This is a genomic window from Ruegeria sp. HKCCD4315 (assembly GCF_013112245.1).
In the GTDB taxonomy this organism is placed as follows: Bacteria; Pseudomonadota; Alphaproteobacteria; order Rhodobacterales; family Rhodobacteraceae; genus Ruegeria.
Map to the genome: position 1 here is coordinate 69935 of NZ_WVRN01000003.1, position 17527 is coordinate 87461.

General features: G+C 55.2%; 20 protein-coding genes. 6 read left to right on the top strand and 14 right to left on the bottom strand.

Annotated features, from left to right (window positions below; translation table 11 throughout):
* On the bottom strand, positions 1-630 hold the full coding sequence (locus tag GS646_RS22250; protein WP_170417770.1) for a cation transporter: 630 nt from the start codon (positions 628-630) through the stop codon (positions 1-3).
* A 74-nt stretch (positions 631-704) separates the two neighbouring features.
* Between GS646_RS22250 and GS646_RS22255 the strand changes: the two genes are divergently transcribed.
* Positions 705-1121, top strand: a complete 417-nt coding sequence (locus GS646_RS22255) for a helix-turn-helix domain-containing protein (RefSeq protein WP_170417773.1) — start codon at positions 705-707, stop codon at positions 1119-1121.
* A 209-nt stretch (positions 1122-1330) separates the two neighbouring features.
* Here GS646_RS22255 and GS646_RS22260 read toward each other — a convergent pair whose 3' ends face one another.
* The 10 genes from GS646_RS22260 to GS646_RS22305 all read right to left on the bottom strand — a co-directional run bounded on the left by GS646_RS22260 (position 1331) and on the right by GS646_RS22305 (position 10619).
* On the bottom strand, positions 1331-2368 hold the full coding sequence (locus tag GS646_RS22260; RefSeq protein ID WP_170417776.1) for a hypothetical protein: 1038 nt from the start codon (positions 2366-2368) through the stop codon (positions 1331-1333).
* 87 nt (positions 2369-2455) lie between these two features.
* Positions 2456-4291 (bottom strand): relaxase/mobilization nuclease domain-containing protein, encoded by a 1836-nt coding sequence (locus tag GS646_RS22265; RefSeq protein ID WP_170417779.1) that lies wholly within the window; start codon positions 4289-4291, stop codon positions 2456-2458.
* Positions 4288-4707: a hypothetical protein gene (locus tag GS646_RS22270; protein ID WP_170417782.1), complete on the bottom strand. Its 420-nt coding sequence runs from the start codon at positions 4705-4707 to the stop codon at positions 4288-4290. Before GS646_RS22270 ends, GS646_RS22265 begins: the two co-directional genes overlap by 4 nt.
* A gap of 472 nt (positions 4708-5179) precedes the next feature.
* Positions 5180-5380, bottom strand: a complete 201-nt coding sequence (locus GS646_RS22275) for a hypothetical protein (RefSeq protein ID WP_170417785.1) — start codon at positions 5378-5380, stop codon at positions 5180-5182.
* 683 nt (positions 5381-6063) lie between these two features.
* On the bottom strand, positions 6064-6606 hold the full coding sequence (locus GS646_RS22280; RefSeq protein ID WP_170417788.1) for a hypothetical protein: 543 nt from the start codon (positions 6604-6606) through the stop codon (positions 6064-6066).
* Positions 6607-6628: 22 nt separating this feature from the next.
* Positions 6629-6919 (bottom strand): addiction module antidote protein, encoded by a 291-nt coding sequence (locus tag GS646_RS22285; RefSeq protein WP_152460667.1) that lies wholly within the window; start codon positions 6917-6919, stop codon positions 6629-6631.
* Between the two features lie 5 nt (positions 6920-6924).
* The gene (locus GS646_RS22290) at positions 6925-7218 is read right to left on the bottom strand and encodes a type II toxin-antitoxin system RelE/ParE family toxin (RefSeq protein ID WP_170417791.1); all 294 of its coding nucleotides are present in this window, start codon (positions 7216-7218) and stop codon (positions 6925-6927) included.
* A gap of 115 nt (positions 7219-7333) precedes the next feature.
* Positions 7334-9199, bottom strand: a complete 1866-nt coding sequence (locus tag GS646_RS22295; protein WP_170417794.1) for a ParB/RepB/Spo0J family partition protein — start codon at positions 9197-9199, stop codon at positions 7334-7336.
* A gap of 218 nt (positions 9200-9417) precedes the next feature.
* Positions 9418-9822 (bottom strand): DUF3768 domain-containing protein, encoded by a 405-nt coding sequence (locus tag GS646_RS22300; RefSeq protein WP_152460664.1) that lies wholly within the window; start codon positions 9820-9822, stop codon positions 9418-9420.
* Between the two features lie 527 nt (positions 9823-10349).
* The gene (locus tag GS646_RS22305; protein WP_245220702.1) at positions 10350-10619 is read right to left on the bottom strand and encodes a WGR domain-containing protein; all 270 of its coding nucleotides are present in this window, start codon (positions 10617-10619) and stop codon (positions 10350-10352) included.
* 233 nt (positions 10620-10852) lie between these two features.
* Between GS646_RS22305 and GS646_RS22310 the strand changes: the two genes are divergently transcribed.
* The 4 genes from GS646_RS22310 (at position 10853) to GS646_RS22320 (ending at position 13468) form a co-directional block, all read left to right on the top strand.
* Complete coding sequence (locus GS646_RS22310) at positions 10853-11245, top strand: GFA family protein (protein WP_152460663.1); 393 nt, start codon at positions 10853-10855, stop codon at positions 11243-11245.
* Positions 11246-11347: 102 nt separating this feature from the next.
* Entirely contained in the window at positions 11348-11650 is a 303-nt protein-coding gene (locus tag GS646_RS22315; RefSeq protein WP_152460662.1) for an SH3 domain-containing protein, read from the top strand.
* Between the two features lie 185 nt (positions 11651-11835).
* Positions 11836-11946 (top strand): DUF6429 family protein, encoded by a 111-nt coding sequence (locus GS646_RS23280; protein ID WP_371732129.1) that lies wholly within the window; start codon positions 11836-11838, stop codon positions 11944-11946.
* Positions 11947-12061: 115 nt separating this feature from the next.
* Positions 12062-13468: a hypothetical protein gene (locus GS646_RS22320; RefSeq protein WP_174819503.1), complete on the top strand. Its 1407-nt coding sequence runs from the start codon at positions 12062-12064 to the stop codon at positions 13466-13468.
* A gap of 482 nt (positions 13469-13950) precedes the next feature.
* On the opposite strand, the gene GS646_RS23140 is transcribed toward GS646_RS22320, so the two are convergent.
* Positions 13951-14250, bottom strand: coding sequence for an MBL fold metallo-hydrolase (locus GS646_RS23140; RefSeq protein ID WP_170417797.1), 300 nt, complete (start codon positions 14248-14250; stop codon positions 13951-13953).
* A gap of 84 nt (positions 14251-14334) precedes the next feature.
* On the opposite strand from GS646_RS23140, the gene GS646_RS22330 reads away from it, so the two are divergent.
* A complete protein-coding gene (locus tag GS646_RS22330) occupies positions 14335-15246 on the top strand; it encodes a homocysteine S-methyltransferase family protein (protein ID WP_170417800.1) in 912 nt (303 codons plus the stop codon).
* Positions 15247-15541: 295 nt separating this feature from the next.
* Here the strand turns inward: GS646_RS22330 and GS646_RS22335 are convergent, their stop codons facing one another.
* Positions 15542-16033 carry a DUF4411 family protein gene (locus GS646_RS22335; protein WP_170634626.1) on the bottom strand — a complete coding sequence of 164 codons (492 nt, stop codon included), beginning with the start codon at positions 16031-16033 and terminating at the stop codon, positions 15542-15544.
* Positions 16033-17292 (bottom strand): XRE family transcriptional regulator, encoded by a 1260-nt coding sequence (locus tag GS646_RS22340; protein ID WP_170634624.1) that lies wholly within the window; start codon positions 17290-17292, stop codon positions 16033-16035. Before GS646_RS22340 ends, GS646_RS22335 begins: the two co-directional genes overlap by 1 nt.
* Positions 17293-17527: the final 235 nt, after the last annotated feature.

Here is a 17527-nt window from a genome sequence, read left to right on the forward strand (position 1 = left end):
TCAAACATGCTCATGTTCGCCAACTTCCCGACGCTCGGCGAGCGCTTGGCGCACGATCTGGAAAGCAGAGGAAAGAAACAACGTTGCCATGACCGCCGCAACAATCAGGTCAGGCCAACCGCTAGCTGTGCCCCAGACGCCTAAAGCTGCAAACATAACGGCCACATTGCCAATGGCGTCATTACGCGAACATAGCCAGACAGAGCGCACATTTGCATCGCCGTCCTTGTAACGGACGAGCAAGAGAACACTTGCGAGATTGGTCATAAGAGCGAAAAAGCCAACGATGCCCATGATCTCGGCCTCCGGCACTCCGACATAGAACACCCGGTACACGGTCGATCCAAACACCCAAAGACCCATCAGCAGCAAGCTCACCCCTTTCGCCAGAGCGGCATTGGTGCGTGCACGGATTGAAGCCCCGATCACTGCCAGCGAGATACCGTAGGTCAAAGCATCCCCAAGGAAGTCTAGAGCGTCGGCCTGAAGTGCCTGAGACTTTGCATAGTGACCGGCAGTCATCTCGACGACGAACATCACCGCGTTCAGAGCAATGACAATCCACAGCCTCCTTTTGTAGTCGTCTGATACGCCGTCGAATTTGGCGTTGTGTCCGCAACATGCTGACATTGGGAAGCCCTTTTTGTATCTGTCGTGACCATAGTGTAGTGTCTCTAGTTACTAGAGGTTCAAGAGGTATTTTCATGTTTTCTATCGGGGAGCTTTCCAAGCGCACGAAGGTCAAAGTTCCGACTATCCGCTACTATGAGGAAATGGGCCTGCTTGCCGCACCAGAACGCACCGAAGGCAACCAACGGCGCTACGATGTGGCAGGGCTAGAGCGTCTCAGTTTCATCAAGCATGCACGCGATCTTGGTTTCTCAATTGAAGCGATCTCCGAATTGATTGTGCTTCAAGGCCACCCGGATCGTTCATGCCAAGCCGCAACGGACATCGCCGTCTCACAACTTTCCGAAGTAAGAGCAAAGATCAAACGACTACGGGCTCTTGAAAAAGAGCTGGTTCGGATTTCGAAGGGCTGTGATGACGAAGGAGTGTCAGAGAACTGCTATGTGCTCGCGTCTCTTGCCGATCATAAACTCTGTCACCACGATCACTAAACTATGAGCGGACATTGCTTTAGTCCCAGCGAAAGACTGTTTTGTCCGCTTCTTGCCTATTCAAACGTGGTGCAGCGAATGCCCGGAATGTCCAAGGACAAGAGTCCGTCCCAATCGGAACAGACCCCACATTACTCCAACCCGGTGGTCTCGCTGTTCCCGGCAACACATTCACCGGCGCGAACAATCATCTATCATGTCCTCCGTGGTTAAAGACTGTGTCCATCATACTCATGGACGTGGGTAGCCTGTTCGCGGGTATGGGCAATCTCTTGCACCACGGCGGCAATCTTGCTGGATGAAACTTGGTGCAGCTCACCAACAACGGCCTCCGCGCGCTCGTAGCTGTCCGGAACGCCTTGGCTGTTGAAATGGGCGGCAGCGGTGGAAATGTCCGCGTCTTTCCAAGTCGCCGTTGTGCCGATTGAAACGCTGTCATGATCGTTGTAGCGGGCCAGGAACTTGCTTCCGTCGAGACCGAAGCTGTGCGCGGTCGCCACAATGTCATCACGCACAGCCAGCCATTTTTCGGCTTCCGTGGGGTCCAGGTTGTCCAACTCGGCCGCATTCATGGATGTGGTGTAGCTGTCATCAGCCAAAGTGTATGCCTGCAGGTCGGTGTCATATGGGCGCAGTTCGGCAACATCGCCTTTCAACTCCCCGATCTGAACGTCCATTGCGGCACGCAAGTGTGGATCTTCGACCTCTCGTGCAAGAGCCTCCATGTTCTCGATGGAGTTCACGATGTCCTTGGTCTGCTGCTCGTAGTTCTCAAAGATGGCCTCCCCCAAAGCGGATTGCATATACTGAACATAGCGATCACCGGGCGACTGGTAGTCGTCGGACTCCTGAAAATCCTTGTCACCACTCAGATCCGCAAGGGACGAATAGTAAGGGTGATACAGATCGTATTCCTGAGCATCACTCATGTGCTGAGAAACCAAAGCCTGCATATCGTTCAGATCAACCGGCTCCCCTGACCGCTCCGCAGCTTCAAATTCGATTTTGAATTCTTCGACCAGATCTTGTTGCGCAGTATGTTCGTCAACACGGCGGTTGGCCTGGTCCTCGATGTCGAAGCTGTTTGAGGCGATGGCTGCACGATCAAAGCCCATCGCCTGCTGTTCTTTCCTGATGATGTCGATCTGCTCTGAAACGCGATCTTCACGCGGGGCGGATTGATCAAATCTGGAATAGGGTGCGAAGTGTTCGACTTCGTTCAAAAGATAGTCTGTACGCGAAACCATAGTTTTTCCTTTGCGAGTTGATGGAAAACTCTGTGATGGGTCTGCCTGGGGCGTTGGCGCGCGCATCAGGCAGACCGGTTAAAGTCCTTACAAGCTGTGCCCGTCATCGTCACCGCGCCCCTGCAAGAGCGGGTGCGTTGCGTGGGCGTGAACGTCTGAAAGTTCTTCTGAGATTGCGATGATCCTGGAAGACGCAAGCTGGTGCAGCTCGTCAACAACGGCCTCAGCGCGGTCGTGGCTGTCGGGTAATCCTTGCGCCTGGAAGTGGGCCGCGGCGGTCGAAATGTCGTCGCTGCGCCATCCCATTGTTGTACCCAGGGTGACGTTCTGATGATCGCCAAAGCGGGCAACGAACGCCTCGCCATCGAGGCCGTAGCTGCTGGCCGTGTCGGTGACTTCTTTGCGGATCGCTGCCCACTTGCCGGCCTCTGAATAATCCAAGACATCCATTTCGGCAGTGCCCATTCCCATCATCGTTGAATAGCGGCGGTCCTCGATGATGAAGGCTTGAAGGTCCGGATCGTTGGTGCGCAGGTCCGCAACGTCGCCCTTCAACTCGCCAATTTGAATATCCATAGCGACACGCAGATGAGGGTCGTCAACCTCACGGGCCAGCCCTTCCATCTTGTCGATGGATTGCAGCAATTCTTTGGTCTGAGTCTGGAAGTCCTCATAGGCCCCCTTGCCCAAGGTGTCCTGTATATAGACCTCGTACCGGCGTGCTGCCGGGGCATAATCAGCGGACGACTGGAACGCCTTGTCATCGACAATATCAGCAAGGGCAGACAGATACGGATGGCTCTGTTCGTTGTCCCGAACGTCGCTGATATGGGCAACAACCTGAGCCTTCAGCTCGGGTGCGATTGTTTCCTCAGAACCGCCTAATTCGATGTGTCGCCGCAAGTTGCTCATGACTTCGGGCGACACATAAGACGGGTCTCCTGGCTCGCCGTAATCATCAAAATGATGGGCTTGATCCAGCAGATGTTCCATTCTCGATACCATAGGTTCCTCACTTTCAACGAGTTGGATGGCAAACTCTTCGATCCGGTCTTTGACAGCGTTGGCGCGCTCATCAAACAGATCCGACATTCTTGCGATGGAGAGTGTCATCACATCACCGGCCATGTCGCGGGCCGTAACTTCAACCTCCGGAGTGCTTTCAACAACAGACAGTCCGGCCTGAACCTTCCACGTGTCGGTCTCAACTTCCTGCCGCAAACCGCGCTCAAGGCGGGTCGTTGCGGTCAGCTCAATTCCGTATCCTTCGGCAACCTCAACCTGGATAGAGCGCTGAACGTCGATGTTCATGTCGCTGCTCATACCCATAGCCAACCACTGCCCATGTTCCACGCCTCGGTTATTCACAACGATGTGGACATGGGGGTTGTCAGTGTCGTTGTGGAACACGGTCAGATAGTCCCAGGTATCGCCAAAATCACCGCTCCCAAACAGGCGATCCGCGAAGTCCAAACCGGCCTCATGCGCGGCATCCGGATAGGTGCCTTCGGGAAAAGAAACGATCATGTGACGGGTATAACCATAGTTGGTTTTCCCGTTGAAATCCTCGGCCCAGGTCTCGATCAGATCACTCACCTGATCGGCATCGAGCGGGGTCACACCATTGTCGCGGATGTCCAACACGCCCTCTGCCCTGACGGTCAGGTAATTGATCTGGCGGCGCAGCTCATGCGCTTTTTTCACCCCACCTTTGCGGACGTGTTTCACAACCGCCTCGGGCTTTCCAACCACAGCACCAAGCCGCGCCTTGATGGATGAGGCCCGCGAGATCATGAACTTCATGCGCTTGGCGGTTTGCAGCTGCTGGCTGATCTGCTTGGACCGATCGATACCCTTCTGCGCTTCCCGGAAGGCTAGCTCCAGAAAGTCCCCTGCCGTCAAATTGTGAGCCGCGACGTTCATGCTTCAGATGTCCTCTCATCGTCGCGCAAGATTCGGCGAATGGCGGAGTCTGGCTCTCGGTTTCGGCGGGCCGCGGTGATCAGCGCCTTCAGGTCTTGCCGGTGCTGGATGATCGCACGATGGAGGTTTTCGACATCGCGCCGGTCGTCATCGGTCCAGATCACCGAACCGCGTTTGGCCGATTTTGCGAGCTGATTGAGGTTGGTGTATCCACCCTGAACCTGCCGCAAGTGCGTCTGCCAGAGATCGACAACGGCCGGGTCAGGATCGAGATACCCGATCAGACGATAGATCAGTCGTTGGATGATCTGGTTGCGGCTCTTGGCCCCAAGCGACTGCACGGCCTCCTCCAAACGCACCAACGCATCTGACGGCAATCGAACGGAAAAGACAGTGGTGTCGCCGGGCTTGCTCAATGTATACCTCTGGTTGTTTTTATGACTTGTAACACAACTACCTTATCCTGTCATACTCTCCAAGAGGAAACCGGGGGTGATTTTAGAAATCCGTATTTTCTCAAATTGCCCCCGGAACAGTTTTGCTCTTGGAGGCAATCTCCACGCCGGGAAAAGGGTCCTGCCCCTTTTCCAGCCAGCAGGCGTGGGTGCCGGTGGACCGGCGCAGGGCAATCACGCAAAGCGGGAGCTGCCCGAACAGCGCCCGTCACATACCGGCACGTTCAAGGTCAGTATGGCATTTTCCGCGCGCCTCAGCGCGCTCAATGTCCCGCCGCTTTCGCGGCGGGTGTGGCAGGGTTGTCTGCTGCCGCATTGGGGCAGGTCGGCACCCCTGCCCGGTCTTAGGACCGCGCGCCACCTGTGGCGCATATGTGGTCCGGCCTGCGGCCGGAGCAGAAGAAAGGGCGGCTTGCGCCGCCCTGCCCTCCCGTCATTCGGTGACGGGATCGTCATCGGTGCGCTTCGGGAAGGCCACCATCTCAACGCCAGGGAACATGCTGTGCTTGACCTGGATCGAGGTGATGGTGCCGGTCTCATCGGTATTGACGAAGAGCACCCCGCATCGATCCCAGAATGTCTTGCCTTCTTTTTCACCGGTCTTGACGCTCAGTTTCAGAGTTTGAGTTGCCATTGTTTGATCCTCGCTATGGCGTGTTTCGATGAACAAGGGAAAAGCGGGCATCAAGGGGATGTCAGCAGGGAATTTGATCCGCGCGGAATGCGCCGCAGGCGCAGGGGACATTCCTTGTTGAAGCGCGGCGCCCGGCCCGGGCGCCGCGCGTCTTCCCCGACTGCCCGCTTATGTTCATCCCTTCAGAAACACCGCAGCCGAGGATCTTCTCCGGCAACGTACTTGAAACTGTCAGACCTGGTGAAAGGCAAGGCTTTCTGGGATCGCTGCGCGCGGAACATCTGAACAAAACGATGTCTTTGATGGCGGCAACATCACCTCGATCCGACACAGGCGCGGCGCTCAGTTCTAAGTTGGGGGTTGCCCTTCTGGGTCGGTATGACCGTCGTCGCAAAGGATGAAGAATGACGGACGGTGCAAACCGCCCTATCCAACTGGCGGAGGCCAAAGACCGGACGGTCCGGCCCTGGTCCGTGCTTGTGCGGATCAGGTAAACAGCCGGACTCAATTTGGATTGGCGGGTTCGGTAGGACGCCCCGGTAATCCGCAAGAACTCTCTCAAGCGCTGTCGCGGGGCGAGACCGGCGCACGGGCAGATACAGTGATGAGTACGCCAAGAAAAAGGCCCACCGAAGCGGGCCACGAGTTTAACCAAAGGAAAATCTGGAGGTATTCTTTACAGGCTAACGCTTGCGCGCGCGATCGACAACACCGTCAGCTGTGATCGTGGCAATGCGATCCTCTGTGCGGCGGGTCATTTCCACCCCGTCACCCGTCATATGCGCCTCGGCAAATTCCGTGAACTTGAAGATGCTGCCATCTGCTTCAACATGGGTTTCGTCCTCTGCCGAGCGCCGCTTCACCGATCCGTCATGGCGGATTTCGATGATCGTGTTGTCGGCCATTCGGACCGTCACGGTATGCTCATCTACAGCGACACCCTGCCACCAGGCATCTGCATCGCGGCGCACAACAATGCGGTTTGGGTGCAGCTTGATCTGCACGTCCTGTACCTCGTCCGGATCAGCGGCTTTGACGACCACGATGGCCTCCTGCGCGCTGGGATCACCATGGATCGACGCGCTCCCGTTTTTTGGCGGCCAGAGCTTCGGCTGTGTGCGCGGCTTGCCCTTCTGGTCTGTATGAAACCCGACGAACATCTGCGCGGATTTCCAGACGCGGCGGGCGGCTTTTTCAACCGTAGACGGAGCTGCATCGGTGGACATGGTGGATAGCCTTTAAAGTGGGTTAATTCACGTGCATTTTCGGGGTGAGCGTCACACCCACAGCGCTCAGCACTTTCAGCACCGTGCCAAACTCGGGATTGCCATTTTCGCTAAGTGCGCGGTAGAGGCTTTCCCGAGACAGACCAGATTTGTCGGCCACACTCGACATACCTTTGGCCTTGGCAACATCGCCAAGTGCCGACGCGATCAGCGCCGTGTCGCTGGTTTCAAAAGCCGCTTCAAGATAGGCTTGAATGGCTTCCGGGCTGTCCAGATAGTCAGCCGCTTCAAACTTCGTTGTTTTGACACCCATGTTTTTCACTCCAACTCTCTTGCCATCGCCTTGGCGGTTTTGATGTCGGCTTGCTGGGATGACTTGTCTCCCCCGCACAGCAAAACGATCAAAACGTCACCGCGCGACACATAGTAAACGCGATACCCCTTCCCTTCGGAGATACGCAGTTCACTCACACCTTCACCAACCGGTTTCACATCACCGGGATTGCCCAGGCTCAACCGCGTGATGCGAACCAAGATCCTGGCTCTCGCCCTTTGGTCCTTCAGGCCCTTGAGCCACTTGTCGAACAGGTCCGTCTTACGAATTTCTATCATACCTATATGTAGCCTACAGGCTACAACCTTTCAAGTCAAAACAACCTATACCATTGAACTAAAATCAAAAATCATTGCTGAAAAGCAGGGCGCGTTGCGCCCTGCCCTGCCAGTTTCAGAAGCAATCCGGCACCCATGCATCGATCCGGGCTTTCTGTGCCTCGGTCACGCCCAGTGCCTTTTGATGCTCTGGATCATTGAAGAGCTTGTGCAGCGCCTCGTTCTTGGCACCCTTTTTGGATTTCGCGAAGGCTTTGAACATGTCGGCGTCGATGTGCAGGTCCAGCAGGTCTTTGTAGAGATCATCCAGCTGCCAGCCTTTCAGACGCTTGAAGCAGTTTTCAGCCGAAGGGGTCCAGATCGCGCGCATGTCAGCCTCGATCTCAGCCTCGATCTCCGCCATGAACTCCGGGCGTTGGGTCAGAAACCGCCGGGCCAGAAAACCCGTGATCTCACCATTGCGGGTCTTCTTGCCCAGATCGCGAAACGCTTTGAACGCTTCCACGCTGCCTTGTGCGGCAATCTCGTGGAACTGGTCATAGGCTGCCTGTGCCGCTTCATCCCGTTCTCCGCCAAGACGCGGGTCGAGGATGAACTGGTCATCGATCTCGGGTGTGTTCCGCTCGGCACCACCATAGCCAAACCCAAACAGATTGCTGCTCAGACCGGAGGCCGGGGTGGCAAAGAAAGCAAACAGGCTCAACACATAATCAGGCTTGTCCAGCAGGGCCGTTTGAACCGCTGCCAGCCGGATCGCCACCATGTCGTCGATGAACTTCTGCGAATAAACTGGTTTTGGTTCTTCCTTGATCTCCGGTTCTTTGACCGGGGCCAGAACACCAGCCTCAATGGCAGCCTGAACATGTTCCGCCGCGACATAGGCCGGGGATGTTTTGATCTCGCCATTGTTGGTGACATAGACAAACACGCCGGACAGCTTGCGCTGCGCGTCAGAATAGAACGGCGCCGTATAGTCCTCAAGCGCGGCCAGCTCCTTTTCACCATCCGCGTCCAGAGCCTCACCCTCATAGAGTTCGGCAAGTTCGTCATACCGTTCGGCCTGTCCTTCGGTGAAGTCCCGGCTCACCATGTCCAAACGGTGCATGTCTTTCGTACCCGAGAACCCATAGGGAATGTAGCTTTCCTCATGGGTGTCCACCCAGTCCCAGCCTTCCGCGTCGCGCAGTTTTTCCGCTTCTACCGCCAGTTTCTCGGCAAACAGACGATCCAGTAACGCGCCTTCATTGAATAGGGTTTCATCGGCAAACAGATCAGCGGTGACGGTGCCGCCCGCCTCAACATAAGCCTTCTGCCCGACAAATACGGCCTTGCGGCTAGTGCTGCTAACAGCCTCCGACGTCAGTGCCTGTTTGACATCATGCTCACTGAACCACCGACATTCTTTGGCCCGTTCCAGAACCTCCAGAATTTTCTCTTCTTCGGTGCTGACGGTCATGGCCTTGGCCAGCCCCATGCTGATCTCACCGGCTTTGAGCGCATCCAGAACGGCGGCGGGCAGACTGGCAAGCGCGAGGCGGCGGCGCACATGGGATTCGGTCACGCCAAACGCATTGCTGATCTTGGCAATAGACAGAGATTTCTCGGCCATTTTGCCATAAGCACGGACCTCGTCCACAGGGTCCAGTTCTTCACGGGCGGTGTTCTCCGCATTGGCCCATTGCTCAGCCACGAAGGGATTGTCCGTGACCTTAACGGGAACCTGTGCCAGATCAGCGCGCTCAGTCACGGCGATGTTCAGAGCCCGTAGGCGGCGACCACCGGCAACGATTGCGACTTTGCCATCGGTATCGCGCAACCCGCTGAGGTTCTGGATCAAGCCACACATAACCAAACTGTCGGCCAGAAGTGCAATACCTTCCTCACCAACCTCCTGTCGTGGGTTGATGTCAGACAGGTAGAGATCGGACAGGGATACGGTTTCGATGGTTTCCGGTGCGGTGAATGTTTCGACTTTGCTCATGGGGCAAATCCTTGTTTGAGTGTTTGAGATCGTGTTAAGGGTGCCCTACCCCTTCCGGGGTAGAGCGGAGCCGTTTAGATGGCTGCGTGTTGGATCAGGAAGCGGCGCGCGATGTGGAAATTGTCGCCCTTCCTGATTAGCGCCCACGCTTCTGCGATACGTTGCTGCAAGATTTCATTGCTCATGGTGTTCACCTCCTTTCCGGTTTGGGATTGAGATCAGTATTCGCTGGGGCACATGATGGTCAGAACGCGGCGCGTCACTGACGTGTCAAACGGCCGGTCGGACCCATACGTGTAGTCCGTGTCGTAAAGATCGATCTTCCAGAACAGCTTCTGGTCACGGACTGTCACCGCCCCAAAGGTGTGATCGCCATAGGGGTCATTGCCCTCGTCAAACTGGTCATCCGACGCCACCGCTGCCAAAGCTGCAGTCTGGAACTCCATCCCTTCACCTGACACGCCGGGCGTGACAAATACCTGACCCTGAATTCCCTTAGAATGCATCTCGATTGCCGCAGTCGGATCGATCAGCGCTTTCCGAAATAGGTCATTCTGGGTCGCAATCTCTGCCGCCTGCAGGCTGGTGTCAGTGTCGATGTCTTTTGTCTTTTCAATGTCCAAAACCGTCTCTCCTTTTGTGGTGCGACCTCTGGGGTTGATCCCCTTTGGTGCTGGTTTTGAGCCGAGCCCTGAAAGGGCGTCGTCTCTAAAACCTGCCCCGTGGCGAACGCGGAGAGGGGCGAGACAGGACCAATCGACAAGAGTGGTGCGGCCCGCAGCGCAGGCGCGCGAGGACACGGTATTGTCTATTTGTCTTGTCCGAGGGGGGAGGCCGCGCCTTCCCCCTTACGGAAGGTAGCGTTTGGCTTGTCCAAATCCCGCCTGACCCACAAGGAAAGGACAAAGGATCTCTGATCCTGCGTGAGCGCAAAAGGGACCGTCACCCGAATGGGCAGATCACCACGGCATGGACCGACCATGACCCAAAGCCCCTGCCCCGGCTCGCAAGAGACGGGTCAGGGGCTACTGGGACAGGGAGATCATTCTGGGGTGTTCTGGGTGGAAGCCGATACGTCGGCTGAAACCTAGAGCCTGCTCACGAGCCGAAAGGCTCGGGATTTGCCACAGAAACAGACTGCAGCCCGAAGTCACTCACCGACCGGAACATACCCTCGACGGAGCTTTTGCTTTTCGAGATTGTGGAGCGCTTCACTAGCCAGGGCTTCGTCATCATACGTCACCATCATGGCTTGCCCGTTCGTGCCAATACGCCCCCAGGTACGAAGCACTGAAACCTCCCCAAACAACGTCGGCTGCAACTCGATGCCATAGAACCGCGCCATGTTGATCTCAGGGTCCACATGGATCAGGTGCACAGGTGTGGTGTCTGTCAGCTCCATGACGCGATTGTCGATCAATAAAGCTCGTCTGTCCAATGACTTTGCTGGAACAGTCAATTGGCAAGGATTCAGAACCGTGATGAAAACATTCGACAACTCAATCTGTCTGATGCTTGCCTCGTACCCATCCAGGTACAGGAGCTCATATTGGCACCATTCCACATTCCGCTGCTGGAACCGTTGTGACCACTGGCCAGAGTAGGTACGGTTTTCTCATATCTTGCAAAACGAAATAGAAGGATGAAGGCAACGTGGCTGAAATCTTGGAAGGCGGATGTTTTTGCGGTGAGGTTCGATACCAGGTCACTGGCAGCGCAGTAATGCAACTCATGTGTTTTTGCAGTGATTGCCTATCGATGACCGGAACGGACGGTTATGCCGGGTACATGATAAAGTCGGAAGACCTGCAGCTGCTGAAAGGCAAACCACGGACCTTTGAGAAGACCTCAAAGGAAGGTCGACCTGTCATCAAGCATTTTTGTGGCACCTGCGGATCAGGCCTGTGGGGCGTGACAGCCTTCGGATTGACGAGCATTGCGGCTGGGACATTGGATGAGCCAAACAACTTCAAGCCAACGAGCAAGGTTTTTGTGAAAGATGCCCCCAACTGGGCCAGGGTTCCCCACCATTTGGAAGAAATGTAGCGTTTGAAGCTTTGGTATCACCTACATTTCTGTCTTGGAGTTGTTCCTCTTGGTGACCCGAGTTGCTACGATTGTCGTTGAGGCAATAAGCAGGACATCGCGATGCGCAATGCAATCTTTTTACCCCTAATGGCTTTGTTCCTGGGGGTCGTCATGGACGTTAAACCGGCGGCGGCCGCGTCACTCGGAACATATGAGGTTTTTGGCGTCGAAGACGGTGACATGCTAAAAATGCGCAGTGGGCCTGGAACAGGGTTCAATGTGATCGTTGGTCTTCCAAATGGAACCGCACTACGAGTTCACGGCTGTGAGCAGACCGGTGGCACCCGTTGGTGCCGCGTCTCTTTGGAGCGCGCGCGCAAGCTTAAGGGATACGTCTCTTGGGCATATTTGCGGAAAATCTAATACGACAGCGATCAGCACCACCATCTTTTAGCAATCATAGAATACCGGCGGAAACGCCCTGACGAATCCACTAGTTGGGCTCACACCCGTCGTCGAAGCGGCTCGCAACATCCCCGAATTCGCTGGGTTCAGGACGGCCCTAAGGCTTTGACTGGGGAGCGCTTGATCGCCTGCACCGTAACGGATTGATCCTGGACCCGGTTGGAAAGGCAAAATCGGTGGTACTGACCGATGAAGGCCTGCGCCGCTCCGAAAAGCTTTTCACAGAGCTTTTTGGGCGGGAGCCAAAGACATAGCATTCGCCATGACAAGTCCCTCCATGTAACGCAGGTCTGCATACGCGTGTGGGCTGGCTGGCGGTTGCAATCTGCGCTAAATCGCCCCTGTCCGGCAAACAGGGAGAAGCTGAAGATGACAACGGGGAACGATCTTGGTGGGCTCATCGGGTTTATCACCCGTGACGAGATTTGGCATGAGCGGCTCGCTGATGTGTTGGACGAGCATTTTCTGCCAGCGCTCGAGGCCTTCGATCTTGAGTTCGAGGATCTGGGCGACTTGCTGGGCGAGGATTGGCCGATGGTCCTGTGGGGTGGTGGCCTGGAAGATTTGCTGGGCAGGACATTCGGAGCGGACGCCGAAAACGCTGCGGATGCTTATCTGAAAGGGAGCGGTTCCAAGGAGAGTGCGCAGACCCGCGCCTATATCAAAGGATTGCGGGACGCGTCGGTCAGCCTTTATGAGGTGAGCGAGGTAGACCCCGGCAGATCCATGGTCTTGCGCAACATGCTTTCGGACGCAGAGCCGGTTACCGTCCGGGAACACAGCGCGACGCAGATGCTGCAGCGATGGGATCGCATCGCAGCTCGGGTTGTCGCACAGGGGGATTATAACGTGATCTCGGGGGCGCTGCTCCCATTCGACCCCGACACCGTCGCGTTTTTTGAAGACGGGCTCCGCTCCGTGTTGAAATTGAACCCCGACGTTGAACTGAGGCTGACACAGGATCAGCTACACCGTTCCGCACCCCTCTTCACCAATGCCTGGCTCTTCGCACATCTGCCGAACCTACTGGATCCGGAACCACCACAAATCAGCAACAGCGATGGCGACAACCTGCTCTTTCACGACATGCGCTTCCCCCTCGCCAGCAAAGTGACGCAAAGCCAGGTATCTGAAAAGCTAACACAGTCCGCAGAACTCGTGATCTCAGGCCAGAAGGATTGGACCTGGCTTGACCTCGACACCCCGTCCGGCACCAAGCACGGCACCGGCCTCGTGTTGGACAAATCAATGTCAGGGGCCTCCGTGCTTGGGTCCCTAGATCTGAAAGGTCGGACACTCACACTTTCTGTGAGCTCTACAGCGCGCGCTGAACGCGGCGAAGCCCTGGTCCGGGACCTCCTGGGCGACCTGGTGAAATCTCCGCTGACATCAATCCAGACCGCCGAACAGATGATGGCGGATGACAGCACGAGTAACGGAGTGGCAGAAGAAGAGGACATCCCCCGTGCCCTTGCCCGTCAGATGGCCCACGAATATCTCGAACAGCATTACCGCGATACGCTTGACCAGCCGATTCCTGCCCTGGATGGCAAGACCCCGCGCCAGGCCGTTCGCAGCACGGCGGGCAGGAAGAAAGTCATAGACTGGCTGAAGACAATCGAAAACCGCAGCGCGCGCCAGACCGGCTCTCCGGTGGCTGAGTATGATTTCGGCTGGATGTGGGACGAGCTTGGTCTGTCAGACTACCGAAATTGGACCAGCGATGGTTCTTGCAAAAACCGTTCCAAAGCTTCGCCTCCTGAACCCATCGACTAACCCATGTTTTCCCGGCTGCGTCTTGCAGAGATGTGGCAAGGGTTATGCTGTCGCTGCGCGTCCAGATGGTTTGCCTCGTGACAGCTGGGGCACAACAAAATTTCAGTCTCCGTGGACACACCGGTTTCATAATCGAAACAGTACTCTTGTCCACATATTTCCAGCACCTCTCCACTCTTGGCCAGTTCCGAACTTGTCACCTCGCAGTGATCACAAATTCCGTCCAAGAGAGCTGATTGGAGTTCAGAAAGAACCACTGTTTTCTGAAAATTGCACACTCTGTCACTCATAACTGCTTCAGGCTTTCACAAAATGGTGAAGAGAGAAAGCTTGTGAAACAAGAATTCAAGGGAATGTGACATAGCCCAATGGGTTCGAGATTTAGTTTCGCCGATCATTGCCTGTAAGCTGCGCGGCGCGTCGAACTTTCACGTCAGCCGCCATCCCACAACAGACCCGCGCACATCAAAATACAACCTGGGCTAGTCCTCCCAGCGAAACGCGTCGTTGTCCGCCTTCACCCGACCAATAGACGGCAAAGCGAAGTGGTTTCCCAGCACAATACATCCCGTTTCCGAGGCGCTTTCCAACAGTTTCCGACGGGATGTCACGGCCATCTCAGCATCGGAATCAAACATAAAATGCCACTCGGGATGCCAGCACTGGGCGGTTGTATGGATTGCATCACCTGTAATCAGAGCGCGCCGGTCGCCACTGGTGATTTCGACCGAGACATGACCTGGTGTTTGGCCTGGCGTGGGGATCAGAGTGACGGAATACACCCTGTCGCAGTCCTAAGGTTCACAGGAGGCCCGAGACAAAGTAGGTTTCTTGTGCAGAGGTAACGGCAATAGGCGTGGATCAGAATGGCGCGACAGCTCCCACTCGAAGGTAACAAGCCCTTTCTGGTTTACGCCGGCACTGGCACCGACCTGATTTTCAATCATGGAATTGAGCTTCCCGGTTTCGCGTCGTTTCCATTGCTGGAAGAACCTGGCACCAGGGTGATACTGGCCGGTCAAATGCAGGCTCTTGTCGATCTGGCCCGTGAAATGAATGTCGGATGCATCCTTGATGCGCCCACATGGATGGCGAACGCCGACCGGGCAGCGCCCTTGGGGTACGATGCAGAGCGGCTCGCCGAAGTAAACAAAGATGCGGTCAGTCTAATGGAAGACGTGCGCCAAGCTGCCGCTCGCGATGATGTACTGGTGTCGGCCTGCATCGGCCCGCGCCATGATCCTTACGCCGACATCCCGCCGGTACCCGTCGAAGATGCACGTCAATACCACGCCGCTCAAATGCACAGCCTGAAAGACACAAGCCTCGATCTGGTCACCGCTTATACATTCAACCGCCCAAGCGAGGCAGCGGGATGCATCCTCGCCGCCCGGGACGCTGAACTGCCGATCATCATGTCTCTGGTTGTTGAGACAGACGGGTGCCTGGCAGACGGGACCAAACTTGTGGACGGAATTGACCAGATCGACGCAGCAACCGACTCGGCGGCGCTGTTTTTTATGGTCAACTGCGCTCACCCTACCCATTTCGCCGGAGCGCTTGGCAACCACCCCCGGCTGAGAGGCCTTGTGGCGAACGCTTCGAGTTGCTCGCATGCGGAACTTGACGAAGCAGATGAGCTGGACGAAGGCGATCCAGCTGAACTTGGTAAACAGATTGCCGCGATTGCGAGGCAGAATCCGTCGATCCAAGTATTTGGAGGATGCTGCGGTACCGACATGCGCCATCTGAAATCGATGATCAGCGAACTAGCATAGCCAACTTGGTTCAATCTGAGCGATAACGCTGAGATCTAAGGTGATCCCGTAATTTCTTTCCACAACTTGTTAGGAGATCGGCCCATTCCTGCCGTTCACCTGCACATACCGATGCCGCGGTCGCAGCCCGCTTCTCGGACATTCGCTGCATTTGCATAGTTTAGCCTGAGCAGACGTTAGAGCTCTTTCAGGATGCTTTTCCCGAGAATTGGACAGTTAAGAGAACTTTCGCGGTTCAGCAGCAGAGTGCCGCCAATCCAGAATTTAAACTGTGTTTTCCGACCGGGCATATCTGTCAACGCAAGTTGAAGTCCAAAGTGCGATACATCGTGAAGTCATCACACCAAGACACAGCGCAGTCGTCACATGCATCTGGTAGTCGTGTCGCGCCAAGGCGCTTGGTTCGTTTTGTGACTTCTTTCGTCACAACTGTTCTGTTGCTACTAACAAGGCCATAAGCAACAAGGAAAGCGTCCCGACCTACCTTGATCAGTTCGCTATCTGTGAATTTGGCGTCATCGCTTTGATACCCGTCACGTAGCGCTTGCTGCACTAAGGCGGGGTCTGCATCCTCATCTAAAAGTAGCGCTTCCTTTGCGTCTTCTCCCTTGATCCAGTCGGCCAAGTCATCGCTACCGCCTGACACTTCTTCATAAATCTCACGCGGCATCTTGATTCTACCAGCATCACCTTGAACAACGAGCCATTCCCAAAATTGGGGAATGTGTTCTAAAGGGTAGTAGGTGTTCTTCGCAGTTATCAACACGTTGGCATCGATTAGGTACATCAATGCGCTCCGCTTGCGTTGGAGAACAGATCACCCTTTTTTCGTTTCGCCTCGTACCTTCTCAACAGCGGTTCTACCGCAGATGGTTTCGACCCCAAAAGGTTTGCAGCTTTTGTGTAGGTAAGCGCATTGCCGCGAACGGAGCGATAAACTACCTCCAATAGTGCGTTGCCCAGATTGTGAGATTTCACAACGTGCGGGTTTGGTCCGTCGCTATCTTTCATCTTTTCTTTTTGGCTCTTGAGAGCAGCCTGCCAACGTGCCGAGTACACCCCACGAAGACGGCCATAGGCATCGCCACTTAGGTCACCTGTTCTATAGAGTTGATAGGCGACCATCGGACCACTGACAGACCACTTATAGGCAATACTATCAACCACTGCCTCCGCACTATTGCTATCGTCAGGGTCAAAGTCAGGCATACCCTTGCGGAAGTGCGCCGAAGGCAAAAGAAACTCTCCAGCCACATCATTACAAAACCGTTCAATCTTGGCGGATTGGTTCGTCGGGGTGGCAGTAGAGGCTTGACCGCTTACTCCGGTTGTTCCAAGCCAAATATGGGCAAGTTCGTGCATCAGTGTAAAGGAGCGGGACGGTTTGGCCTCTTTTGCGTTAATCACAATAAATGGGGCGACATCATCAGCGATTGCAAAGCCGCGGAATACACTGGACGGGATCGTGGAGTGGTGGGAACCAAGATCGGACAACAGCAATACAAAAACGCCGATGTCTTCCACTTCCATACGCAGCCGCTTAAACAGCTTGTCCGGGTCACCGCGGCGCAAGCTCACATCCGTGTAGTCAAACTCAAGTTCGTTGGAAATGGATTTTACCGTGGCCTCAACACTCGTTTTGAGATTGACGGATCCTACAAATTTGTGCTCCCAAAAATCCTCGTCATCTATGAGGATGTCTTTTATGGCCTCTTGCCGAGCCTTCACATCACGCAACAAAGCATCCAACATAGCATTTTCGCGCTTTGTGCGGCTGTCCGGACTTTGACGAAAATCTTGCCCTCTGCGTCCGGTGCGTGGCGGCTGTTCCATGTAAAATGCTAGCAAAGGTCTTTTGTACAACTTGGCAAAGCTATTCAGTTGTGCACGGGACGGTTCTCTGTCGCCACTTTCAAGTGCCTCAAGCTTCTGATCAGCCGTCTCACGGACTCCATCAGAAAACAGCTTGCGCGCAGCATCTTCCAGCGTGAAACCAGCGGTCTCACGTGCCCAAATCAGGACATCTGGATTGACTTTAATGGACATAAACCGTGCTTCGCCGTTGGATATTTGTTCTTTGATTACTTGAGATGTAGGACACTTTGCAGACGACGCATAGTGCATAGATATCACAGTGAGGTCTGCTTAGCGATGCTAGGTGCATTTTGGGGCCGACCCAGGGAATTCACTCTGCCGCCTGTAAGGGAGTTTCGAGTGTCAAAACTGACTTTGCAAAGGTCACTTCTGCGCTTTACTGACATCGGTACGGCTGCGGCATCAT